This is a genomic window from Erwinia sp. SLM-02 (genome assembly GCF_037450285.1).
Taxonomy (GTDB): Bacteria; Pseudomonadota; Gammaproteobacteria; order Enterobacterales; family Enterobacteriaceae; genus Erwinia.
In genome coordinates this window covers 88,304-111,452 of sequence record NZ_JAQISN010000002.1, presented here as the reverse complement: position 1 = coordinate 111,452, position 23,149 = coordinate 88,304, and the positions used below count along the sequence as shown (strand labels likewise).

Genomic DNA, 23,149 nt, shown 5'->3' with positions numbered 1-23,149 from the left:
AATTAAACACCGGCAAAGTTAAGGGAGTTTGAATGCGTCGTTATGCAGTCTGGTTAATTTATTTTGTCTTTTTCGCCCTGTTCAGCCCGCTGACGCAGGCGCAAACCGGATGGCAGCCGGTCACTGACATTATTCGCAAAAGTGAAAAAGATCCTCGCCAGTATAAAGCCATCCGCCTGGATAACGGCATGACCGTCCTGCTGGTTTCCGATGATAAGGCGACAAAATCACTGGCAGCGCTGGCGCTGCCGGTCGGCTCACTGGAAAACCCTACCGATCAGCTTGGCCTTGCCCATTACCTGGAGCACATGGTGCTGATGGGGTCAAAACGCTACCCGCAGCCCGACAACCTCGCCGAGTTTTTGAAAAAACATGGGGGCAGCCACAATGCCAGCACGGCATCCTACCGCACGGCGTTTTATCTGGAAGTTGAAAACGATGCGCTGCAGCCCGCGGCTGACAGGCTGGCCGATGCCATCGCCGAACCGCTGCTTGACCCGGTAAATGCCGACCGCGAGCGCAATGCGGTGAACGCCGAGCTGACTATGGCGCGTTCGCGTGATGGCCTGCGTATGGCTCAGGTCGGCGCAGAAACCCTTAATCCCGATCATCCAAGCTCACGCTTCTCCGGCGGGAATCTGGAAACCCTGCGCGATAAGCCGGGCAGCAAGCTGCACGACGCGCTGAAGGCGTTTTATCAGCGTTATTACTCAGCCAATCTGATGAAGGCGGTGATTTACAGCAATAAACCGCTGCCTGAAATGGAGAAGATAGCCGCCGAAACCTTTGGCCGCGTCGAAAACCGTCAGGCGACGGTGCCGGATATTACCGTCCCGGTAGTCACCGACAAGCAGAAAGGCATCATTATTCACTATGTGCCGGCACAGCCTAATAAGCAGTTACGCATTGAGTTTCGTATTGATAACAACAGTGCGGAGTTTCGTAGTAAAACCGATACGCTTATTGGCTATCTGATCGGTAACCGCAGCAAGAATACCCTATCCGACTGGCTGCAAAGCCGCGGGCTGGCTGATTCCATCAGCGCCGGTGCCGATCCGGTTATCGACCGCAACGGCGGCGTGTTCTCGATTTCCGTCTCCCTGACCGATAAAGGCCTGGCCAATCGCGACGACGTTATCGCTGCGGTGTTCAGCTACCTGAATACCTTACGCACCCAGGGCATTGATAAAAGCTACTTTGATGAAGTGGCGCACGTGCTGGATCTGGATTTCCGCTACCCGTCCATTACCCGCGATATGGATTACATCGAGTGGCTGGTGGATACCATGCTGCGCGTGCCGGTTGCCGACGTGCTGGATGCGCCTTATATCGCAGACCGCTACGATCCGCAGGCGATCAAGGCACGACTGGACGGGATGACCCCGCAGAATGCCCGTATCTGGTTTATCAGCCCGAATGAGCCGCACAATAAAACGGCTTACTTCGTTGATGCGCCTTACCAGGTGGATAAAATCAGCGGCGAAAGATTCAGCAAGTGGCAGACTGAGAGCGACAAGTTATCCCTGTCTCTGCCGACGCTTAACCCCTACATTCCTGACGACTTCAGTCTGATTAAACAGGATAAAAAGTATGACCGTCCGCAGGAGCTGCTCAACCAGCCGGGGCTGCGGGTTTTCTATATGCCCAGCCAGTACTATGCTGACGAGCCGAAGGCCAATATCACCCTGGCGTTGCGTAACAAAGCGGCGGTAGATACGGCGCAAAATCAGGTCCTTTTTGCCCTGAACGACTATCTGGCCGGCGTGGCGCTGGATGAGCTGAGCTCGCAGGCATCGGTCGGCGGCATCAGTTTCTCCACCGGAGAAGATGATGGCGTGACGTTCAGCGCCAGCGGCTTTACTCAGCGTTTGCCTAAGCTGATGAAGCAGCTGCTTGAAGGCTACGCCAGCTTCACCCCGACAGAACAGCAGCTGGAGCAGGCCAAATCCTGGTATCTGGAACGTCTGGACTCTGCCGAGAAGGGTAAGGCATTTGAACTGGCTATCCAGCCAGCGCAGCTGCTGTCACGGCTGCCTTACACCCAGCGTAGCGAGCGGCGCAAACTGCTGCCGGCTATCACCCTGAAGCAGCTTCAGGACTATCGTAAAATGCTGCTGGAGCAGTCCACCCCGGAACTGCTGGTTGTCGGGAATATGACTCCTGGAGCCGTTAACGACCTGGCTGAACAGGTCAGGCAGCAGCTGAACTGCGAAGGGCACAGCTGGTGGCACAGCGAATTTATTCAGGTGGATAAAAAATCGCTGGCGAACCTGCAGAAGGTGGGAAGCAGCACGGATTCGGCGCTGGCGGCGGTATATGTGCCGGTTGGCTTTGATGAGCATCAAAGCATGGCCAGCAGCACGATGCTGAGCCAGATTATCCAGCCGTGGTTCTATAACCAGCTGCGTACCGAAGAGCAGTTGGGCTATGCGGTGTTCGCCTTCCAGATGCCGGTGGGGCGTCAGTGGGGCATTGGCTTCCTGCTGCAAAGTAATGTGAAGCAGCCCGCTTATCTGCTGCAGCGCTTCCAGGCATTTTATCCAACTGCGGAAAAACGCCTGCGTGCCATGAGCAAAGAGGATTTTGCTCAGTATCAGGCGGCGATGATCAACGAGCTGAAACAGCGGCCGCAGACCCTGGATGAAGAGGCCGGTCGCTACAGCAAGGACTTCAACCGCGAAAATTATCAGTTTGATACCCGCGAGAAAGTGATTGCGCAGATTCAGGCTCTGACTCCGGAAGGGATTGCTGATTTCTTCCATCAGGCGGTGATTGCGCCGACCGGTCTGGCCCTGCTGTCGCAGATCTCCGGCAGCCATCACGGCAAGGCGGACTATGCGGCTCCGGCAGGCTGGAAGACCTGGAAAGATCTGTCCACCCTGCAGCAGTCATTCCCGGTGAGCCAGGATAAACCATGAGTCAGCAGGCTGCTGAACGCTTAAATGCGTTAACGCTGCCGCTGCACGGCGAGCGGCTGATTGAAGCGTCGGCGGGTACCGGGAAAACCTTTACCATCGGCCTGCTGTATCTGCGCCTGCTGTTGGGGCTGGGTGGGGAGTCGGCATTCAGTCGCCCGCTGTCGGTGGAGGAGATTCTGGTGGTGACCTTTACCGAGGCCGCCACCGCCGAACTACGCGGGCGTATTCGTGACAACATCCACGCGCTGCGTATTGACTGTGTGCGTGGTGGAAGCCGTAATCCGATGCTACAGGCGTTGATTGAGCAAATTCCCGATCTGCGGCATGCCGCCTCGGTTTTGCTGGCGGCTGAGCGGCAGATGGACGAGGCCGGCATTTTTACCATCCACGGCTTCTGTCAGCGGATGCTGAACCTTAATGCGTTTGAGTCCGGCATGCTGTTCGAGCAGCAGCTGATTGAAGATGAAACGCCGCTGCGCCGCCGCGCGACGGCGGATTTCTGGCGGCGCCACTGCTATCCGCTGCCGCTGCCGGTTGCCCGGGTCGTTCGTCAGCTGTGGGAGGGGCCGGAACAGCTGCTGCGGGAGCTTTCTCCCTGGCTGGGAGGCGAAGCGCCCTCGCTGAAATCCGCGCCGGATCCGCAGGAAACCCTGGTACAACGGCATGACGCGATTATCGCGCAGATAACGGCGCTCAAGCAGGCGTGGCTGGCCGCAGAAAATCTATTTGAATTGATTGATGCATCCGGTATCGACAGGCGCAGCTACAACAGTAAACACTTACCCAACTGGCTGAATAAGATCACCCAGTGGGCGCAAAGCGACACGCTCAATTATGACGTCGCGAAAGATCTCGAACGTTTCGGCCAGCGGGTGCTGGTAGAAAAAACAAAAAAAGGCGCAGCCCCCACCCATCCGCTGTTTGAAACTATTGATGCTTTTCTGGCGCAGCCGCGCACGCTGCGCGACCTGATTATTGCCCGAGCCCTGGATGAAATCCGCGCCGTAACCCGGCAGGAAAAACGCCTGCACGCGCAGTTAGGGTTTGACGACCTGCTGGGGCGATTTGATGCAGCGCTGCAGCAGCCAGGCGGCGATCTGCTGTCTGCGGCAGTTCGCCAGCGTTTCCCGGTGGCGCTGATCGATGAATTTCAGGATACGGACCCGCAGCAGTATCGAATTTTCCAGACGCTGTACGTAGGGCAGAGCGACAGCGCTCTGCTGCTGATTGGCGACCCAAAGCAGGCAATCTACGCGTTTCGCGGTGCGGATATTTTCACCTATATGAAGGCGCGTTCGGAAGTCAGCGCGCACTACACGCTGGAAACTAACTGGCGCTCCTCGCCGGCGATGGTGGCCAGCGTCAATCAGCTCTTCCAGCGCCAGACTGCGCCGTTTGTGTTTCAGGACATTCCCTTTATTGCGGTGAACCCGGCAGAACCCAATCAGTCCCTGAGCTTCAGGGTGGACGGCGTCGAGCAGCCCGCGCTTCAGTTCTGGCTGCAGCCGGGCGGCGGGGTCGGGGTGACGGACTATCAGCAGTATATGGCCGGGCAGTGTGCGGCAGAAATCTGCCGCTGGCTGACCGCCGGGCAACAGGGGCGGGCGCTTATCGGCAAAGCGCCGAATCTCAAGCCGCTCCAGGCCTCTGATATTACCATTCTGGTGCGTAGCCGCAGCGAAGCCGCCGTCATGCGTGAGGCGTTGAACCGGCTGGACATTCCTTCCGTGTATCTCTCCAACCGCGACAGCGTATTCACCACGCCGGAAGCCCGTGAAATTCTGCTGCTGCTGCAGGCCGTGCTGGCCCCGGAGCAGGAGCGCCTTTTACGCAGTGCGCTGGCCAGCAGCCTGTTTGGTCTGGATGCGCTGACGCTGGATGCCCTGAGCCGCGATGAGCGCGCGTGGGATGCGCTGGTGGATGAATTCGATCATTATCGCCAGCGCTGGCTGAAGCGCGGCGTGCTGCCGATGCTGCGTGAGCTGATGGTGCGGCGGCAAATCGCCGAGAATCTGCTGGCATCTGACAGCGGTGAACGGCGCCTGACCGATCTGCTGCATCTGGGCGAATTACTGCAGGAAGCGGCGACCTCGCTGGACAGCGAGCATGCGCTGGTCCGCTGGCTGGCGCAGCAGGTGGTACAGCCTGACGGTCAGGTGGCCAATCAGCAGCTGCGGCTGGAAAGCGACCGCCATCTGGTGCAGATAGTGACCATTCACAAATCGAAAGGCCTGCAGTATCCGCTGGTCTGGCTGCCGTTTGTGTCTAACTACCGCCCTGCGGAAAACGGCATTTATCACGACAGGCAGACCTTTGCAGCGCTACTGGATTTGCAGCAGGATGAAGAAAGCACCCGGCTGGCGGAAGAAGAACGCCTGGCCGAAGATCTGCGCCTGCTGTACGTAGCGCTGACGCGATCGATCTACCACTGCAGCGTGGGAATTGCCCCGCTGATCAAAGGAACACGTAAGAAAGAAGGCAACAGCGATCTGCACCACAGCGCGCCGGGATATCTTATCCAGCGCGGGGAAGCGGCCGACGCCGCGACGCTGCTGGCCCTGCTGGAAGAGATGCAAAGCGATCATACCGCGCTGGCGGCCGAGCCGCTGACGGAGTCCGCCCTGTGGCAGCCGGAGGAGGAAGACCAGCAAAGTCTGAGCAGCCAGTCGTTGACGCGTTCGCTGCGCGACGACTGGCGGGTGACCAGCTATTCGGGCTTACAGCAGCGAGGCCACGCGGCGGCGCTGGACCTGCTGCCGCGTCTGGATGTTGATGCCGCCGGTGAAGCGCAGGATGCGCTGCTGCCGCAGCTGACGCCGCATACCTTCCCGCGCGGTGCGGCACCCGGAACGTTTCTGCACGGCCTGTTTGAGTCCCTGGACTTCTCCGCGCCGCTTGATGAGCAGTGGCTGGCTGAACGGCTCAGCGCCGAAGGGCTGGACGCGGGCTGGCTGCCGACGATGACGGAATGGATACAGCGTATTTTGCAAACCCCGCTCAATGACAGCGGCGTCAGCCTGAGTCAGCTCTCTATGGATATGTGCCGGGTAGAACTGCAGTTTTATCTGCCGATTTCCCGACTGCTGACCGCTGAGGATCTGGATCGGCTGGTGCGCCAGGATCCGCTGTCTGCCGAATGCCCGCCACTCGATTTTTATCAGGTCCGCGGCATGCTGAAAGGGTTTATCGATCTGGTGTTCTGCTGGCAGGGAAAATATTACCTGCTGGACTACAAATCGAACTGGCTGGGTGAGGAGAGCAGTGCCTACACCCAGGAGGCGATGGCCCAGGCGATGCAGTCTCATCGCTACGATTTACAGTATCAGCTCTACAGCCTGGCGCTGCATCGCTACCTCCAGCAGCGGCTGGCGGACTACGACTATGAACAGCACTTCGGTGGCGTTATCTACCTGTTCCTGCGCGGCCTGGACGGCACCGAGGGAAGTAACGGCATCTTCAGTACGCGGCCGCAGGCGGAATTCGTCAGCGCGCTGGACCGGCTTTTTGCTGCGGATGCGGAGAGTGAGGCATGACGCTTATCGATTATCTGCAGCTGGCGTGTCGCCAGCGCCTGCTGCGAACGCTGGACGTGCAGTTTGCTCTGATGGTGGCCGGTGAGCAGCAGCCTGCGCTGATGCTGGCCGCTGCGCTGGTCAGCCGCGATGCCGGGGAAGGGCACGTCTGTCTGCCTCTTGAGCTGCTGCATCCGCAGGCCATGTTTGGCGGACGGCATCCTGAGCTGGCGCAGGCGATCTGGCAGGCGGCGGGTTCACCCACGGACTGGCAGCAGGAGCTGACGGATAATCCCGCTGTGAGCGAGGGTTCACAGGCTACACCGCTGGTCCTGCAGCAGCAGCGGCTCTATCTGCACCGCATGTGGCAGAGCGAAGGCGAGGTGGTGGCCTTTATTCACCGCCAGCAGCGGCCGCTGTCCGTGGATGAGGCTGCGCTGCGAGAAACGCTGGATCGCTACTTCGGCCAGCAGCCGGAAGACTGGCAGAAAATTGCGGCGGCGGTTGCCCTCACCCGGCAGGTTGCTGTGATTTCCGGCGGCCCGGGAACGGGGAAAACCACCACGGTTGCCAAGCTGCTGGCCTGTCTGATTGAGCTTTATCCCGGCGTTCCGCGTATTGAGCTGGCTGCCCCTACCGGCAAAGCCGCTGCGCGTCTGACCGAGTCGCTGGGGAAAACGCTACAGCAGCTGGCCCTGGACGATGCCGTGCTTAAACGCTTCCCTGCTGAGGCAACCACGCTGCACCGCCTGCTGGGTGCGCTGCCCGGCAGCCAGCGTATGCGCTACCACGCCGGTAACCCGTTACACCTTGATGTGCTGGTGGTGGATGAGGCATCGATGGTGGATCTGCCGATGCTGGCGAATCTGATTGCCGCGTTGCCACCGCAGGCGCGGGTGATCTTCCTCGGCGATCGCGATCAGCTGGCGTCCGTAGAGGCGGGTGCCGTGCTGGGGGACATCTGCCGGTGCGCCGAGTACGGTTACAGCCCGGCGCGGGCTGCGGAACTGAGCCGGATCACCGGTTGTGAGGTGGCAGGGCATGAAGACGTGGCGGCTCCGCCCGTGCGCGACGCGATCTGCCTGCTGCGCAAAAGCTATCGGTTTACGGCTTCTTCGGGGATCGGTCAGCTGGCGATGGCGGTGAATGCCGGGGATGTTAAACGCGCCGATGCGGTATTTGGCGGTGAGTTCAGCGATATCCGGCGCTGTGGTTTAAGCAGCAGTGATGAATATCAGCAGCTGCTCAATGACTGTGCCGCAGGCTATCGTGACTATCTCACGCGGCTGGCTCAGGGAGTGACGCCCGCTGAGGTGCTGTTGGCATTCAGTCGCTTCCAGCTTTTGTGCGCGCTGCGCGAGGGGCCCTTCGGCGTGACCGGTCTGAATGAGCGCATTGAAGCCACGCTGCGGCAGGCCGGACTGATCCGTCGCAGCACGGCGGCAAACGGCAAATGGTATGTCGGCAGGCCGGTGATGATTGCCCGTAACGATCGCATCCTGGGCCTGTTTAACGGTGATATCGGCATTGCCATGCTGGATGACGAGCAGGCGCTGAAGGTCTTTTTCCCGCTGCCGGACGGCACGATTAAGGCGGTTCAGCCAAGCCGTCTGCCGCCCCACGATACGGCGTATGCGATGACGGTGCATAAATCTCAGGGATCGGAATTTGAGCACACGCTGATGGTACTGCCTAACCAGGTCATGCCGGTATTAACCCGCGAGCTGGTTTATACCGGCATTACCCGCGCGAAGCGTCAGCTGACGCTGTACGCGGATATCCGCGTATTTAACAGCGCGGTAAAAATGCGTACCCAGCGGCGCAGCGGGCTGGTTGAGCGACTTTAGCTACAGTAGAAGACGCGATGCGCCAGTCAGCTCTGGCGCACGTGAACGCTGTTTTCACGCAGGTCCACCATCAGCACCTTCGAACGGCGCTGATAGTTATACATCTCTTTCTTACTGCTCGGCAGCAGCTCCACGTCCACCGGCTGGAAGCCGCGCTCCTGGAACCAGTGAATACTGCGCGTTGTTAAGACAAACAGCTTTTTCAGCCCCATCTGGCGGGCCTGCAGCGCGATACGCTCAAGCAGCGCCTCGCCGCGTGAGGAGCTGCGATAATCCGGGTGGACCGCAACACAGGCCATTTCACCAATCTGCTCTTCCGGGAACGGATACAGCGCGGCGCAGCCGATAGTGAGGTTGTCGCGTTCGATAATGGTGAATTTATCGATTTCCATTTCCAGCTGCTCGCGTGAGCGGCGAACCAGAATGCCCTGCTGCTCCAGCGGGCGGATCAGCTCCAGGATACCGCCGATATCGTTAATGGTGGCGCGACGAATCTGCTCGGCGCTTTCCATCACAATCTGCGTGCCGATACCGTCACGTGAGAACAGTTCCTGCAGCAAAGCCCCGTCTTCCTGATAGCTGATCAGGTGGCTGCGACGCACGCCGCTGCGGCAGGCCTTCACCGCGCCGCGCAGAAAACGCACGGTACCGGAATGGTAATCCTGGTCGTTTTCCAGTTCTTCAATACGCTGCTGCGCTTCGTTCGGGAACAGCTCGGAGACAATATCGCCGCTGCTGTTGGTGACGCCCTGTTCTGAGCAGAAGCCGATCATCTTTTCTGCCTTGAGCTTTATCGCCAGCTGGGTTGCCACTTCTTCGGAGGTCAGGTTGAAGCTTTCACCGGTAACGGAAACCGCCACCGGGCCCATTAACACGATGGCACCGCTGTCCAGCTGGCGATGAATCGCTTCTTCATCAATGCGGCGAATGCGGCCGCTGTGGCAGTAATCCACACCGTCATCCACGCCCAGCGGCTGGGCGATAATAAAGTTGCCGCTGACTACATTAATATGCGCACCCTGAAGCGGGGTATTGTTCAGGCTCATCGACAGGCGAGCGGTAATATCCAGCTGGAGTCGGCCCGCAGCCTGCTTGACCAGCTCCAGCGACTGGGCGTCGGTTACGCGGGTGTGCTTGTGATAAACAGGCTCGAGATTTCGCTCGGAGAGGTTGGCATCGATCTGCGGTCTGGCCCCGTAAACCACCACCAGGCGGATGCCGAGGCTGTGCAGCAGGCCAATATCGTTAACGATGCTTGAGAAGTTCTCATGCTCGATGGCTTCACCACCCAGCATAATGACAAACGTCTTACCACGGTGGGCATTGATATAGGGAACGGTATGGCGAAAACCCTGAACCAGCTCGGTACTACGTTCCTTCACGGCAAACCCTCTTTGCATTATTATTCGGTAAATGTGTATTTTTATTCTTTTATGGCCTGCGGCGCAAGTCCCATTTTTCCTTACTTATCACTCATTACTGATTTTTGCTCAAGCTAATGTGCTGCATTTAATCGCTTTTTTGAGGTGACACTGGCAAAGGGATTCGCTAAAGTTTTTGCAAAAAACGAACGTTTGTCTTTTTATTAAACAATTCACAGCAACTGGAGTGGCATGACCGATTCAACATCCCTCAACCGTCGACGGCTTTTACAGGGGGCAGGGGCGATATTACTGCTCAGCGTCAGCCGGGCAGGAATGGCTGCCGACGGCCATGTTGTGGCCATTCGCATCTGGCCATCATCGACCTATTCTCGCCTGACCATTGAGTCCAATATCCCGCTGAAGTATAAGCAATTTACGCTGAGTAATCCCGACCGCGTGGTGGTCGATATTGAAAACATTCAGCTGAACCGCACACTGAACAGCGTGGGCAATCTGGTTCGCCAGGACGATCCCTATATTAAAAATGCCCGCGTGGGTCAGTTTGATGCCAGCACCGTGCGCCTGGTACTGGAACTCAAGCAAAACGTATCGCCTAAGACCTTTACGCTGGCACCGGTTGCCGGGATCAAAAACCGTCTGGTGCTGGATCTCTACCCGGTTAAACAGCCGCACGATGATGATCCGCTGCTGGCATTACTGGAAGATTACAATCAGGGTGAGCTGGAGCGCAGTCAGCCCGCCGCCGCGCCGCTGCCGGGTAAAGCCGGGAAGGATCGGCCGATTGTTATCATGATCGATCCCGGGCACGGCGGTGAAGATTCCGGGGCGGTCGGAAAGCATAAAACCCGTGAAAAAGATGTGGTGCTGAAGATTGGTCGCCGTTTAAAAGCGCTGATTGATAAACAGCCGAATATGCGTGCTTATATGACGCGCAACGAAGATGTGTTCATTCCGCTCAAGGTGCGGGTGGCGAAAGCACGTAAGCAGCGCGCGGATCTGTTTGTCTCAATCCACGCCGACGCCTTTACCAGCCGGGCCGCGCGAGGATCGTCGGTCTTTGCTCTCTCGACCAAAGGGGCAACCAGCACCGCCGCACGTTTTCTGGCGCAAACCCAGAACGAATCGGATTTAATTGGCGGCGTCAGCATGAGCGGCGATCGCTATCTGGACCATACGATGTTTGATATGGTGCAGAGCCTGACGATTAACGACAGTCTGAAATTCGGTAAAGAGGTGCTCTCGCGAATGGGGAAGGTGAACCATCTGCATAAGCGCAGCGTCGATCAGGCCGGATTTGCGGTACTGAAAGCTCCGGATATCCCGTCAATACTGGTTGAGACGGCGTTTATCAGCAACATTGAGGAAGAGCGCAAGCTGCGCACCGCGCATTTTCAGCAGCAGGTGGCGGAGTCGATTTTTGCCGGGATTAAAGCTTACTTTGCGAAAGGCGCTTCGCTAAGCCCGCACAAGTAGTCAGGAGCAGGGCGGGTAAACCGTCCGCTTTACAAAGGTGTGCAAGCGACAGATACAAAAAAACACCCTGAAGGGTGTTTGATTGGTTGCGGGAGCCGGATTTGAACCGACGACCTTCGGGTTATGAGCCCGACGAGCTACCAGGCTGCTCCATCCCGCGTCCGTGTTGTCGCTTCCATCGCGACATTTTCTTTACTGCTTTCGCATTACCGCTGCGAATTGGTTGCGGGAGCCGGATTTGAACCGACGACCTTCGGGTTATGAGCCCGACGAGCTACCAGGCTGCTCCATCCCGCGTCCGCGTTGTCGCTTCCATCACGACACTTTCTTTTTCTTTCTTTCGCCTGACTGCTGCGAATTGGTTGCGGGAGCCGGATTTGAACCGACGACCTTCGGGTTATGAGCCCGACGAGCTACCAGGCTGCTCCATCCCGCGTCCGTGGATGCGCACTATACGCCGCATGGTTTTTCTTGCAACCCCTTTTTTAAGATAAGTGGGAAAAAGCGCTCCTCTTACTCATTATTTGAACCAAATGGTGGAATGTTGCACAAAACAGAGCGCCGGGGCCGATGGCGCATTTAATTATGCCAGTGGCTTTGCTATCTTCGCGCAGGGTTTCTGCATAAAGGTAGATAAAGGATGAAAGGACATTGGGCTAAATATCTGGTGACCGGCACGCTGATGGCGTTGCTGGTTGGGTGTTCGTCAAAACCGACCGATCGCGGTCAGCAATATAAGGACGGGAAGCTGGATCAGCCGCTGGCTCTGGTCAATCAGCCCAATGCCAAGGGACGCCCGGTTAACGGCAAAGATTTTGCCGATCAGGTTTCACAGATTCGTTCGACGTCTTCCGGCATGTATTCACGCCAGTCCGGCACCTACAGCGCCATTCAAAGCTGGCTGATGGCCGGCGGCGATACCCGCCAGCTGCGCCAGTTCGGCCTGGATGCGTATCAGATGGAAGGGGCCGATAACTACGGTAACGTGCAGTTTACCGGCTACTATACGCCGGTGATTCAGGCGCGTTATACCCGTCAGGGCGAATTCCAGTATCCTTTATACCGCATGCCGCCGCGCGGCAAGGGCAAGCTGCCCAGCCGGGCGCAGATCTACAGCGGCGCGCTTGGGGATCGCTACATTGCGGCCTGGAGCAATTCGCTGATGGATAACTTTATTATGGATGTGCAGGGCAGCGGCTATGTTGACTACGGCGATGGTCGCCCGCTGATGTTCTTCGGCTACGGCGGCAAGAACGGCCACGCCTACCGCAGCATCGGTAAGGTGCTGATCGACCGCGGTGAGGTGAAGCGCGAAGACATGTCGATGCAGGCCATCCGTCAGTGGGGCGAGGAGCACAGCCCGGAACAGGTGCGCGAACTGCTGGAGCAGAATCCTTCCTTTGTCTTCTTTAAGCCGGAGAACTTCGCACCGGTTCGTGGAGCCAGCGCGGTGCCGCTGATTGCGAAAGCGTCCGTGGCGGCCGATCGTGCGCTGATCCCACCGGGCACCGCGCTTCTGGCCGAGATCCCGCTGCTGGACAATAACGGTAAATTTACCGGAAAATATGAGATGCGTATGATGGTGTCGCTGGATGTTGGCGGAGCTATCAAAGGGCAGCACTTCGATATTTACCAGGGCATCGGGCCGGATGCCGGACATATGGCCGGATGGTTTAATCATTATGGCCGCGTCTGGGTACTGAAGGCTGCACCGGGAACCGGTATGCCGCTGTTCTCTTCTGCCGCCGCGCAAAATCAAAATCAGGGTACATTCCTGGCCAGCCAGTAAGCCCATCACGGGCCGGATAACCGGCCCGACGTTTTTCGAGGAACAATAAATGACTGCTTTATCTGACGCCTGGCTGCAACGCTTCGGCGGTACGGCGCGTTTGTACGGTCAGTCCGCGCTGCAGCTGTTTGCTGATGCGCACGTCTGTGTGATCGGCATTGGCGGCGTTGGCTCCTGGGCTGCGGAAGCCCTCGCGCGTACCGGTATCGGTGCGATCACCCTGATTGATATGGACGATGTCTGCGTTACCAACACCAATCGTCAGATCCACGCGCTCAGGGATAACGTCGGTAAGGCTAAAACCGAGGTCATGGCGGAGCGCATTCTGGAGATTAATCCGGAATGCCGCGTGACCTGCGTCGATGATTTCATCACCCCGGACAATACGGCAGCCCTGTTGGATCGGGGGTTCAGCTATGTGATTGATGCCATTGACAGCGTCAGGCCCAAAGCGGCCCTGCTGGCCTGGTGCCGCCGTAATAAGGTGCCGCTGGTGACCACCGGCGGCGCGGGCGGTCAGATCGATCCGACCCAGATTCAGGTCGCCGATCTGGCGAAAACCATTCAGGATCCGCTGGCGGCTAAACTGCGCGAGCGGCTGAAGAGTGATTTTAAAATTGTTAAAGGCAGCAAGGGCAAGCTCGGGATCGACTGCGTGTTCTCTACCGAGGCGCTGAAGTACCCGCAGCCGGACGGCTCGGTTTGCGCCTCACGCAGCACCGCTGAAGGGCCAAAACGGATGGACTGCGCCGCCGGATTTGGTGCGGCGACGATGGTGACGGCCACCTTCGGCTTTGTTGCGGTTTCACACGCGCTGAAAAAAATGGTGGCGAAGGCCGAACGTGCGGAATAACGCGCCCGACGCTATCTATCGGGGGGCGGGATGCTCCAAAGCCGATACTGTCCGACGCGTTAACGCCGGAAAGCCCATTTTAGCTTTATTCTTTCGCTGCGCGGATCACCGCATCCGCCAGCGCCTGAAGCCCGGTGCTGCGCGAGGAGCTGAGTTGGTCCTTCAGCCCCAGCTGACTGAACAGCTGTAGCGGATCGTTTTGTAACAGCTCGTCCTGAGTTTTGCCTTCCACGGCGGTCAGCAGCACCGCCAGTAAACCGCGCACGATTCTGCCCTCACTGTCGCCGTAAAAATGCAGCCGGCCGTCGGCCGCACGCTGATGCCCCAGCCAGACGCGGTTTTCACAGCCGCTAAGCTCAATACTGGGGGTCTTAAGAGCATCTGGCAGGGCGGGGAGCCGTTTACCCAGCAGAATCAGCTGGCGGTAGCGATCTTCCCACTGTCTGAAAGCGGCGAACTGCTCAAGCAGCGAGGCAACGGTAATTTCCGAACCAAAAGGGTGTGGAGCAAGGTTTTCTGTACTCATTAATCAGTCTGCCAGTAGGGTCAGGGCGGTCGTCATCGCCGCCATCAGCGCGTCCACATCGGAAAGCGTATTATAAGGTGCAAACGAGGCGCGCAGTGTACCACTGACGCCCAGCGCCGCCAGCAGTGGCTGCGCGCAGTGCTGCCCCGATCGCAGGGCAATCCCGCTTTCCGCCAGCAGCGTGACGAGATCGCTGTGATGCACCCCGGCAATATCAAGGGCCAGCAGGCTGGAGCCGCTGCTGCGGAAGCTGCGAAAACCCGGAAGTGAGGACAATCGGACTTCCGCCTGGTCAGCCAGATCGCAGGACCAGCGCTCTGCCGCTGCGATATCAATGCCGTCCAGCCACTCCAGCGCGGCGCTCAGGCCGACCACGCCGGCGACGTTTGGCGTACCGGGTTCAAAACGCCAGGGTACGGCCTGCGGCGTAAAACGGTCGAAGCTGACGGAGGTCAGCATTTTGCCGCCGCCCTGCCACGGGGACATCTGCGCCAGCAGATCGGGTTGACCATACAGCGCGCCAATGCCCGTTGGACCGTACAGTTTATGGCCGGAAAACGCGTAGAAATCAATATCGAGCGCCTGGACGTCCGGCGGGCAGTGGACGATACCCTGAGCGCCGTCGACCATCACTTTTGCGCCTGCCGCATGGGCCAGCGGAATGATTGTTGCCAGGTCCGGGCAGCCGCCGGTCACGTTGGACATCTGCCCGATGGCCAGCAGGCGCGTGCGCGGGCCGAGCAGTGCGGGAAGCTGCGCCATGTCCGGCAGGCGGTCCGGGCCGATCGGCCACTTCACCACCTTGGCCCCGGTCTGTTCTGCCACCATTAGCCAGGGCACCAGGTTGGCATGATGCTCAGCCTCGCTGACGAGGATCTCATCTCCCGGCTGCAGTCGGGGGCGCAGATAGCTCTGAGCCACCAGGTTGATGGCTTCGGTAGTGCCTTTCGTCCAGACGATGCTGTTGGCGTCGGCCGCGTGAATCAGGCGGGCCACCTGGCTACGGGCATGTTCGTAGCGCTCGGTCAGGCGGCGGGCGGCTGAAAACTGGCTGCGGTGCACGGTGCCTGCGCTCAGGCGATAAAACTGTTCCGTGGCCTCAATGACCGGCTCGGGCTTGAGGGCAGTAGCGGCGCTGTCGAGGTAGCTGCCGGTTTCACTGAGAGCAGGGAACTGCTGGCGAAACTGCTGCGGGGTAAATGACTTCATACACTCCTCATTAACCCTGCGGGTTAGTCGATTGATTTAGGACCAGACTGAAAAAGTTGCGGTTTCCTGGCAAAGCTGGGAAAGCGGGTTATGCTGAATATTGCATGCTTTAAGCTATTACCCGCAAAAGAGAACCGTCTTGTCAGTTTTTTTTATCGTCATTTGTCGGTTTACAAGTCGTTCTACGGGTAATTTCTCGGATTACAATCTGCAAGGAGATAAAGATGAAAAAATTAGCCGCAGTTCTGGTCGCAGGTGCAATGGTGTTCACTCTGGCTGCCTGTTCAAGTAACTATGTGATGCATACGAATGACGGACGAACTATTGTCGCCGAGGGTAAACCTTCAGTCGATAATGATACCGGTATGATCAGCTACAAAGATGCTAATGGCAACAAGCAGCAGATTAACCGTTCCGATGTGAAAGAGATGGCCGAGATGGGGCAGTAATTTTTGCTCTGCAATAAAAAAAGCACCGCAATTTGCGGTGCTATAAAAATCACTATGGACAGACAGGGTAAATCTACAGGAATAAACGGTAGCCGGGCTACCAGACCTTAAAATAGTCAGGTCAATTGCAAACACAACATCACGACCACAAGCCAAAAGCCCTCAAAATTCAGCGTGTTAACGCGAAACTCCAAAACACTTTTCGTTCCGGCTCAGGAAGTGCGGCAACTATAGGTATTTGCTGGTAGTTCCTCAACGGACAAATTATAATGTCTCGGATAAAAAAAACTAATACGTTACTCTGTGTTGCAAAGTAACTTCAGGCTGTGAATCAAAAGTGCCCATCTACCATGTCTAAACGTTTACCACCGCTTAATGCGTTGCGTGTTTTTGACGCTGCCGCGCGTCATCTCAGCTTTACCAAAGCCGCCGAGGAACTGTTCGTTACCCAGGCCGCGGTGAGCCATCAGATCAAGTCATTAGAGGATTTCCTTGGGCTCAAGCTGTTTCGCCGCCGCAATCGGTCACTGCTGCTGACCGAAGAAGGGCAGAGTTATTACCTCGATATTAAAGAGATTTTTACCGCCCTGAACGACGCCACGCGTAAACTCCAGGCGCGCAGTGCCAAAGGGGCGTTGACCGTCAGTCTGCTGCCGAGTTTTGCCATTCAGTGGCTGGTTCCCAGACTGACCAGCTTTAACTCAGCTTATCCGGGCATTGATGTGCGTATTCAGGCGGTGGACCGCGACGAAGAGAAACTGGCCGACGATGTTGACGTGGCGATTTTCTACGGGCGCGGCAACTGGCCGGGGCTGCGCGTTGAAAAACTGTATGCGGAATATCTGCTGCCGGTGTGTTCGCCACAGCTGTTGACCGGTGAACATCCGCTGACGTCGCCGGCCGTGTTGAGCAATCACACGCTACTGCATGATGCCTCGCGCCGTGACTGGCAGGCCTATACCCGACAGCTGGGTCTGAATGCCATTAACGTGCAGCAGGGGCCGATTTTCAGCCACAGTGCCATGGTGCTTCAGGCGGCTATCCACGGCCAGGGCGTGGCGCTGGCGAATAATGTGATGGCGCAGAGTGAAATTGAAGCGGGTCGCCTGGTGTGCCCGTTTAACGACGTGTTAGTCAGTAAAAATGCTTTTTATCTGGTTTGTCATGACAGTCAGGCAGAACTGGGTAAAATAGCCGCCTTCCGGCAATGGATCCTGGCGAAAGCGGCCAGCGAACAAGAAAAATTTCGCTTTCGCTATGAGCAATAAACTGCCTGAACGCGGCCATCACCGCAGGTTTTGAGTGAGGAACTCTTGAATGTCCAGTCGTGCAATGCTGATTTTTTCAGCGATTAGTGGCCTCTTTTTTGTCGCGCTCGGCGCGTTTGGCTCCCACGTTTTAAGCAAATCTCTGGGCGTGGTAGAGATGTCATGGATGAAGACCGGCCTGGAGTACCAGGCGTTTCATACTCTGGCGATCCTGGGTATCGGCGCCGCAATGCTGCGTCGCGCCAATATCTGGTTTTACTGGAGCAGCGCACTGTTAGCGCTGGGCACGGTGCTGTTTAGCGGCAGCCTGTACTGCCTGGCGCTGTCGCACCTGAAAGTCTGGGTATACGTGACACCGATTGGCGGCACCTGCTTCCTGATCGGTTGGATTTTGATGTTGATTGGCGCACTGCGTCTGAACAAAAAGGCAGAACGCCATGAATAAAGTTTTACTCTATTGTCGTCAGGGTTTTGAAAAAGAGTGCGCCGCGGAGATCACGGCGAAGGCCGCCGAGCGCGAAGTGTATGGCTTTGCCCGGGTGAAAGACGATTCTGCCTACGTGCTGTTTGAGTGTTACCAGCAGGGCGAAGCGGAAAAGCTGATTAACGAGCTGCAGTTCAGCCAGCTGATTTTCGCCCGCCAGATGATCGTGGTTGGTGAACTTCTGCGCGATCTGCCGCAGGAAGACCGTATCACCCCGGTGGTCGGCATGCTGACCGGCGCGGTTGAAAAGGGCGGTGACCTGCGGGTTGAGGTGCCGGACACCAATGCCAGCAAAGAGCTGCTGAAATTCTGCCGTAAATTCACCGTACCGCTGCGCGCCAGCCTGCGAAAAGCGGGTGTGCTGTTGAACTACGAAAGCGCTAAACGCCCCGTCGTTCACGTGTTCTTTATCGCGCCCGGCTATTGCTACGTCGGTTATTCACTGCCGCATAATAATTCGCCGTTCTTTATGGGCATTCCGCGCCTGAAGTTCCCGTCGGATGCGCCAAGCCGCTCAACCCTGAAGCTGGAAGAGGCCTTCCACGTCTTTATTCCTGCCGATGAATGGGATGAACGCCTGGCCAGCGGAATGTGGGCGGTTGACCTCGGGGCCTGCCCGGGCGGCTGGACCTATCAGCTGGTAAAACGCAGCATGATGGTCAACGCGGTGGATAACGGCCCGATGGCACCGAGCCTGATGGATACCGGGCAGGTCTTCCACCAGCGCGAGGACGGTTTCAAATATCGCCCAACCCGTAATAATAACTACTGGCTGGTCTGCGATATGGTCGAAAAACCGGTGCGCGTGGCTAACCTGATGGTGGACTGGCTGTTGAACGGCTGGTGCCGGGAAGCGATCTTTAACCTCAAGCTGCCGATGAAGAAGCGTTATGAAGAAGTTTCGCAGAATCTGGCGATGATCGAAGAAAAGCTGAAGGCGGAGGGGATCAATGCCCAGATTCAGGCCCGACAGCTTTATCACGATCGCGAAGAGGTGACGGTACACATCCGCCGTATCTGGAGCGCCGTTCCCGGCCGCCGCGACGAGCGCTGATTGATTTTATAGCCTGAGCCATCGTATCGAACTTACCTGCCGTAACGCTACGGCAGGCTTTCTGTTTACCCATCCCAAAAGTTTATAACTCAGGAGCGCGGCTGTTTCAGGACAAATGCTCTCCGATGCGCTTGCAGCCAAACCGCTGTAAGCCAGCGCTTAACCCCGGGCGGGCAGCCTTAACGCCTTCAGGTTGCCTTCCAGCTGCAAATCAGTCCTCAGCGTGGCCACCTGTTTACAGATCCCGGCCATCTCCTGATGCTCAATTAATTTTTTACGCCACTTATCGGGCACCGCATCAATCTGCCTGTAGATCTCTGCCAGCGTGCCAAACTGCTGGAGCAACTGCGTGGCACTTTTACCGCCAATGCCGGCAACGCCCGGGATCTTGCTGCTGCCGATCCCGGCCAGCCCCCAGTAGTCGGTAAGCTGTGCGGGAGCCACGCCAAACTCGGCGGTAATAAACGGGACGTCCAGCCAGCGTTTCTGGAAGTAATCACGAATCATCACCTTGGGTGCCAGCAGCTGGCAGTAGCCTTTATCGGTAGAAACGATGGTGGCCTGATGGCCCGCGGAGGCGACCTTACTGGCCAGCGTGGCGGCGAGATCGTCGGCTTCATCGCCGGCGGAGTGCCAGCTGGCAATCCCCACGCTGGCGAATGCGGCCCGCAGCAGCGGCATCTCATCGTGCAGTGAGTCAGGCATCGGCGAGCGTCCGGCTTTGTAATCCGGCAGCAGCCGATGTCGCCAGCTATCCTGCCGGTCTTCATCATCAAACACCGCCACCGCGTGGGTCGGCTGGCTGTGCAGTAACAGCTGCCTGACCGCATTCAGACAGGCTTCCTGGCAGGGCGATCCCTGAACCGCGTGAATGCGCCGAATCAGATTCAGCGCATCAATAATTAACAGGTGAACAGACATAAACAAGGGTCCAGAGCGGCCCGGAGGCCGCTCGCAGGGTTACTTAATAATTTCGTAGCAGGGGATGTAGGCACTGCCCGGCAGTTTCATGCGCTGCTGGGTAACAAAGCCCTGCAGTAGCTCATCCATACGATGCATAAGCTGCGGATCGCCGTGCAGTTTATACGGCCCTTTCTCTTTAATCGCGCGAATGCCCACGTCTTTGACGTTGCCGGCAACAATGCCGGAAAATGCCCGACGCAGTGCGGCCGCCAGCTGTTCCGCAGGCTGATCCGGATAAAGATTCAGGTTCGCCATATTTTCATGGCTGGGGACAAACGGGGTTTGCAGATCCGGGGCGATGCGCAGCGCCCAGTTGAAGCTGTAGGCGTCACCGGTTTCACGACGATACTCTTTCACCGCAGGCATCGCTTTCTTCATCTGCCGTGCAACTTCAGCCGCGTCATCAATAATGATGCTGTAGTGTCTGCGAGCCTGCTCTCCCAGCGTGGTGACGATAAATTCATCCAGCACGCGGAAGTAGTCGGCGCTCTCTTTCGGCCCGGTCAGAATCAGCGGCAGCACCTGATCGTGGTTGTGCGGATTCATCAGAATACCCAGCAGGTAGAGCAGTTCCTCTGCCGTGCCCACGCCGCCCGGGAAGATCAGAATGCCGTGAGCAATACGCACGAAGGCTTCCAGACGTTTCTCGATGTCCGGCATGATAATCAGCTCGTTAACCAGCGGGTTCGGCGGCTCGGCGGCAATAATTGACGGCTCGGTCATGCCGATAAAACGGCCTTCTTTGTAGCGCTGCTGCGCGTGACCGACCGCCGCGCCCTTCATCGGTGCTTCCATCACGCCCGGTCCGCAGCCGGTGCAGATATTTAGTTCCCGCAGGCCAAGCTGAGCACCGACGCTGCGGCAGTACTGGTATTCCACGGCGTTAATTGAATGGCCGCCCCAGCACACCACGGTATTCGGTTCTTCGCCGACGTGCAGCGCGCGCGCGTTGCGCAGGATCGAGAACACCAGGTTGGTGATGTGCACGGAGTTTTCGACGTTCAGCGGCGGTAAACGACCGGCGTTGTCGATTTGACCGTTGACGAAAAGAATGTCGCGCAGCACGGCAAACAGGTTCGCCTGCAGTGAGCGGATCAGACGGCCGTCAACGAAGGCATCTTCAGGGGGATTGATCAGTTCCAGCTTCACACCGCGCTCGCGGCGCAGCACGTTGATGTCGAAACTTTCAAAACGGGCAAGTAACTCCTGGCTGCTGTCGGTCTGGCTTCCGGAGTTAAGTACGGCAAGAGAGCAGTTACGGAACAGCTGGTAGAGATCGCTGCTGGCCGTGCGCTTCAGCATATCGACTTCCAGTTGGGAAAGCAGGTCCATTGAGCCGAGTGGGCTGATTTGTGTAATCAATTGAACTCCTTTACACCCGCCAGGGTGAGCGGTAACTCCATGGCAGCCGCGACAGGATACATCGCGGCCACCCTGGTCATAATCCTGGGCAGCTTACGCGCCGCCTCCCTTGAGATTAGCCCTGTCTGATGCTATTTAACAACAGGATACGTGCTTAAACTCACATTTACTGACGCACCAGCCGCGACCGGCTCGGCGTGAAATCGGTGTTGGTCCGCCAGGGGTTGATATCGAGCCCGCCGCGTCGGGTATAGCGCGCGTAAACGCTCAGGCTTTCCGGCTGGCAGAAGCGCAGAATATCGCTGAAAATGCGCTCAACGCACTGCTCGTGAAACTCATTATGGTGGCGGAATGAAACAAGATAGCGCAGCAGCGCTTCGCGCTGGATACGAGGGCCACGATAGCTGATTTGTACCGATCCCCAGTCAGGCTGATTGGTAATCAGGCAGTTGGATTTCAGCAGATGGCTGACCAGCTGCTCCTCCACCACCTCACTGTCAGTCGCATCACGCAGATAGTCCGCATTAAATTCGTAGCTGTCGATAACAATGTCCTGCTCATCAATGCAGTGACCGCTGAAGTGGCCGATGGGCTGCCCTTCAACCTCCTGCAGGCGGAACAGGGCCACGCTGACTTCACCCCGGGCACAGGCGCTGAGATCGCGTTCCAGCGTGCGGCGGACGTCGCCCCAGTCATTGAATCGCGTCTGGTTAAAGCTGTTCAGGTAGAGCTTGAAGCTTTTGGATTCAATCAGATTTACGCTGTCGGCAGACAGCGAAACTTCCCCGACGGCAACCTGCGGCAGACCCTTGCTGTTCAGCCAGGATAGCTCATACAGGGTCCAGATATCGGCGCCGCTGAAGGGCAGGTTATCAGGATAAAGTGCCAGGGGTTCGCGGTTCAGACTGCGTGGAACCGCCTGCAGCAGCGCAGGCTGATAGCTGTCGTGATATTCTGTGGGTTTACCCAGCGTCAGGCCCTGTAGCGCCTGATGATTGTTATAATGAGACATCGTGTTACCTTATCGCCCGCAAGGCAGGCGCTGTTGCTAATTCGTCGGTCATCCATCCGGAGGCATTCCGGGCAATAGTGGGCAGTAGTGTACCTCAGCCAGGAAAGAGTGAAAAAAGAATGATTGAACAAACCCCCCAGGCCCTTAACGATTTTACCCGCCGTTACTGCGATAGTTGGCAGCAGCAGGCCGGCCACGCCCCGGCGAGCCGCGATCTTCACGGCATTCCCTCGCCCTGTATTGTGGCAACCCGGGAAGACGAAGTGTGGTGGCTGCCGCAGCCCTTTACGCTGCCACAAAATCTGGATGCCGTAGAGCGCGCGCTTGATATTCATCTGCAGCCTGCCGTCGTGGCCTTTTATACCGCACAATTTGCCGGTGATATGGCCGGAACTTATGACGGTAAGCCGCTGTCCTTAGTACAGGTGTGGAGTGAAGAGGACTTTACGCGGGTGCAGGAAAACCTGATTGGGCATCTGGTCATGAAGCGTCGCCTCAAGCATTCACCCACGCTATTTATCGCCACCACGGAATCCGAGCTGGAAGTGGTATCGGTATGTAACCTCAGCGGCGAGGTCATTATTGAGCAGTTAGGCACGCAGAAAAAACAGGTTATTGCCCCTTCTCTTGAGAACTTTCTTAATTCTTTACAACCTCTTACTCTGGCTGATTAAGACGATGGCGATTCGTGGTGTGAGAGATGTCTTACATTGCGTGTAAGAGATCGCTATGGATCGCAGAGACATTTCATACGTCATTCTTATGAAGTTTCGAGAGATCATAACGTTAGCGTATCCACCCGCCCAATCCCTTTTCCACCGGTGTAAAAAGTGCCTGCGGGTATCTTGTTTGCTCAACTCAATCAGGCAAACTTACCGCCATCACGAAGGACACTCAGAACATCGAGGATAACATCAGGATGATGTACTCATGGAACGAGTGGAACCCATCGGGATGATGATTCAGGGACAGGCTTCACAGATGAAGCAAGGACACCTCAGGATGAGGTAAGGGACACCTCCAGGATGGAGAATGTGAGCCGCAC

General features: G+C 57.3%; 17 protein-coding genes and 3 tRNA genes. 11 read left to right on the top strand and 9 right to left on the bottom strand.

Annotated elements, in window-relative coordinates; translation table 11 throughout:
- Positions 1-32 precede the first annotated feature (32 nt).
- Genes ptrA through recD form a run of 3 tightly spaced genes read left to right on the top strand, consistent with a single transcriptional unit; the run spans position 33 to position 8,277 of the window.
- Complete coding sequence (gene ptrA, locus PGH32_RS13770) at positions 33-2,918, top strand: pitrilysin (protein WP_314425967.1); 2,886 nt, start codon at positions 33-35, stop codon at positions 2,916-2,918.
- Positions 2,915-6,451 carry an exodeoxyribonuclease V subunit beta gene (recB, locus tag PGH32_RS13765; RefSeq protein WP_337894328.1) on the top strand — a complete coding sequence of 1,179 codons (3,537 nt, stop codon included), beginning with the start codon at positions 2,915-2,917 and terminating at the stop codon, positions 6,449-6,451. The genes ptrA and recB overlap by 4 nt, the downstream gene beginning before the upstream one ends.
- Entirely contained in the window at positions 6,448-8,277 is a 1,830-nt protein-coding gene (gene recD, locus PGH32_RS13760; RefSeq protein WP_337894327.1) for an exodeoxyribonuclease V subunit alpha, read from the top strand. Before recB ends, recD begins: the two co-directional genes overlap by 4 nt.
- Positions 8,278-8,303: 26 nt before the next feature.
- Here recD and argA read toward each other — a convergent pair whose 3' ends face one another.
- Positions 8,304-9,677: an amino-acid N-acetyltransferase gene (argA, locus tag PGH32_RS13755; protein ID WP_200547057.1), complete on the bottom strand. Its 1,374-nt coding sequence runs from the start codon at positions 9,675-9,677 to the stop codon at positions 8,304-8,306.
- Positions 9,678-9,890: 213 nt separating this feature from the next.
- Between argA and amiC the strand changes: the two genes are divergently transcribed.
- On the top strand, positions 9,891-11,135 hold the full coding sequence (gene amiC, locus PGH32_RS13750) for an N-acetylmuramoyl-L-alanine amidase AmiC (RefSeq protein WP_337894326.1): 1,245 nt from the start codon (positions 9,891-9,893) through the stop codon (positions 11,133-11,135).
- Positions 11,136-11,218: 83 nt separating this feature from the next.
- Here the strand turns inward: amiC and PGH32_RS13745 are convergent.
- From PGH32_RS13745 to PGH32_RS13735, 3 genes are all read right to left on the bottom strand, one after another.
- Positions 11,219-11,295, bottom strand: a tRNA-Met gene (locus PGH32_RS13745).
- A gap of 60 nt (positions 11,296-11,355) precedes the next feature.
- A tRNA-Met gene (locus tag PGH32_RS13740) sits at positions 11,356-11,432 on the bottom strand.
- Between the two features lie 62 nt (positions 11,433-11,494).
- Positions 11,495-11,571: transfer RNA gene (locus PGH32_RS13735), tRNA-Met, on the bottom strand.
- Positions 11,572-11,775: 204 nt separating this feature from the next.
- On the opposite strand from PGH32_RS13735, the gene mltA reads away from it, so the two are divergent.
- Both mltA and tcdA read left to right on the top strand, forming a co-directional pair.
- Positions 11,776-12,924, top strand: coding sequence for a murein transglycosylase A (gene mltA / locus PGH32_RS13730; protein WP_314425980.1), 1,149 nt, complete (start codon positions 11,776-11,778; stop codon positions 12,922-12,924).
- Positions 12,925-12,973: 49 nt separating this feature from the next.
- Positions 12,974-13,777: a tRNA cyclic N6-threonylcarbamoyladenosine(37) synthase TcdA gene (gene tcdA, locus PGH32_RS13725; RefSeq protein WP_337894325.1), complete on the top strand. Its 804-nt coding sequence runs from the start codon at positions 12,974-12,976 to the stop codon at positions 13,775-13,777.
- Between the two features lie 85 nt (positions 13,778-13,862).
- Here the strand turns inward: tcdA and csdE are convergent, their stop codons facing one another.
- Positions 13,863-14,303: a cysteine desulfurase sulfur acceptor subunit CsdE gene (csdE, locus tag PGH32_RS13720; RefSeq protein ID WP_337894324.1), complete on the bottom strand. Its 441-nt coding sequence runs from the start codon at positions 14,301-14,303 to the stop codon at positions 13,863-13,865.
- A gap of 3 nt (positions 14,304-14,306) precedes the next feature.
- Positions 14,307-15,512 (bottom strand): cysteine desulfurase CsdA, encoded by a 1,206-nt coding sequence (csdA, locus tag PGH32_RS13715; protein WP_337894323.1) that lies wholly within the window; start codon positions 15,510-15,512, stop codon positions 14,307-14,309.
- Positions 15,513-15,736: 224 nt separating this feature from the next.
- Here csdA and PGH32_RS13710 point away from each other — a divergent pair, with 224 nt between their 5' ends.
- The 4 genes from PGH32_RS13710 (at position 15,737) to rlmM (ending at position 18,767) form a co-directional block, all read left to right on the top strand.
- Positions 15,737-15,961 carry a YgdI/YgdR family lipoprotein gene (locus PGH32_RS13710; protein ID WP_314425989.1) on the top strand — a complete coding sequence of 75 codons (225 nt, stop codon included), beginning with the start codon at positions 15,737-15,739 and terminating at the stop codon, positions 15,959-15,961.
- Positions 15,962-16,311: 350 nt separating this feature from the next.
- Entirely contained in the window at positions 16,312-17,229 is a 918-nt protein-coding gene (locus tag PGH32_RS13705; protein ID WP_105593915.1) for a transcriptional regulator GcvA, read from the top strand.
- A 49-nt stretch (positions 17,230-17,278) separates the two neighbouring features.
- The gene (locus PGH32_RS13700) at positions 17,279-17,674 is read left to right on the top strand and encodes a DUF423 domain-containing protein (protein WP_314425991.1); all 396 of its coding nucleotides are present in this window, start codon (positions 17,279-17,281) and stop codon (positions 17,672-17,674) included.
- On the top strand, positions 17,667-18,767 hold the full coding sequence (rlmM, locus tag PGH32_RS13695; protein WP_314425993.1) for a 23S rRNA (cytidine(2498)-2'-O)-methyltransferase RlmM: 1,101 nt from the start codon (positions 17,667-17,669) through the stop codon (positions 18,765-18,767). The genes PGH32_RS13700 and rlmM overlap by 8 nt, the downstream gene beginning before the upstream one ends.
- Positions 18,768-18,926: 159 nt before the next feature.
- On the opposite strand, the gene xni is transcribed toward rlmM, so the two are convergent.
- From xni to queF, 3 genes are all read right to left on the bottom strand, one after another.
- Positions 18,927-19,688 (bottom strand): flap endonuclease Xni, encoded by a 762-nt coding sequence (gene xni, locus PGH32_RS13690; RefSeq protein WP_314425995.1) that lies wholly within the window; start codon positions 19,686-19,688, stop codon positions 18,927-18,929.
- A gap of 39 nt (positions 19,689-19,727) precedes the next feature.
- On the bottom strand, positions 19,728-21,092 hold the full coding sequence (ppnN, locus tag PGH32_RS13685; protein WP_314425998.1) for a nucleotide 5'-monophosphate nucleosidase PpnN: 1,365 nt from the start codon (positions 21,090-21,092) through the stop codon (positions 19,728-19,730).
- A gap of 166 nt (positions 21,093-21,258) precedes the next feature.
- The gene (gene queF / locus PGH32_RS13680; protein ID WP_337894322.1) at positions 21,259-22,104 is read right to left on the bottom strand and encodes an NADPH-dependent 7-cyano-7-deazaguanine reductase QueF; all 846 of its coding nucleotides are present in this window, start codon (positions 22,102-22,104) and stop codon (positions 21,259-21,261) included.
- Between the two features lie 119 nt (positions 22,105-22,223).
- Here queF and syd point away from each other — a divergent pair, with 119 nt between their 5' ends.
- Positions 22,224-22,778 carry a SecY-interacting protein gene (syd, locus tag PGH32_RS13675; protein ID WP_337894320.1) on the top strand — a complete coding sequence of 185 codons (555 nt, stop codon included), beginning with the start codon at positions 22,224-22,226 and terminating at the stop codon, positions 22,776-22,778.
- Positions 22,779-23,149 lie beyond the last annotated feature (371 nt).

Excerpts from the sequence above, each read along its gene's own strand:
- ptrA (WP_314425967.1), top strand. The coding sequence starts at position 33 with ATGCGTCGTTATGCAGTCTGGTTAATTTATTTTGTCTTTTTCGCCCTG.
- recB (WP_337894328.1), top strand. The coding sequence starts at position 2,915 with ATGAGTCAGCAGGCTGCTGAACGCTTAAATGCGTTAACGCTGCCGCTG.
- recD (WP_337894327.1), top strand. The coding sequence starts at position 6,448 with ATGACGCTTATCGATTATCTGCAGCTGGCGTGTCGCCAGCGCCTGCTG.
- argA (WP_200547057.1), bottom strand. The coding sequence starts at position 9,677 with ATGCAAAGAGGGTTTGCCGTGAAGGAACGTAGTACCGAGCTGGTTCAG.
- amiC (WP_337894326.1), top strand. The coding sequence starts at position 9,891 with ATGACCGATTCAACATCCCTCAACCGTCGACGGCTTTTACAGGGGGCA.
- mltA (WP_314425980.1), top strand. The coding sequence starts at position 11,776 with ATGAAAGGACATTGGGCTAAATATCTGGTGACCGGCACGCTGATGGCG.
- tcdA (WP_337894325.1), top strand. The coding sequence starts at position 12,974 with ATGACTGCTTTATCTGACGCCTGGCTGCAACGCTTCGGCGGTACGGCG.
- csdE (WP_337894324.1), bottom strand. The coding sequence starts at position 14,303 with ATGAGTACAGAAAACCTTGCTCCACACCCTTTTGGTTCGGAAATTACC.
- csdA (WP_337894323.1), bottom strand. The coding sequence starts at position 15,512 with ATGAAGTCATTTACCCCGCAGCAGTTTCGCCAGCAGTTCCCTGCTCTC.
- PGH32_RS13710 (WP_314425989.1), top strand. The coding sequence starts at position 15,737 with ATGAAAAAATTAGCCGCAGTTCTGGTCGCAGGTGCAATGGTGTTCACT.
- PGH32_RS13705 (WP_105593915.1), top strand. The coding sequence starts at position 16,312 with ATGTCTAAACGTTTACCACCGCTTAATGCGTTGCGTGTTTTTGACGCT.
- PGH32_RS13700 (WP_314425991.1), top strand. The coding sequence starts at position 17,279 with ATGTCCAGTCGTGCAATGCTGATTTTTTCAGCGATTAGTGGCCTCTTT.
- rlmM (WP_314425993.1), top strand. The coding sequence starts at position 17,667 with ATGAATAAAGTTTTACTCTATTGTCGTCAGGGTTTTGAAAAAGAGTGC.
- xni (WP_314425995.1), bottom strand. The coding sequence starts at position 19,688 with ATGTCTGTTCACCTGTTAATTATTGATGCGCTGAATCTGATTCGGCGC.
- queF (WP_337894322.1), bottom strand. The coding sequence starts at position 22,104 with ATGTCTCATTATAACAATCATCAGGCGCTACAGGGCCTGACGCTGGGT.
- syd (WP_337894320.1), top strand. The coding sequence starts at position 22,224 with ATGATTGAACAAACCCCCCAGGCCCTTAACGATTTTACCCGCCGTTAC.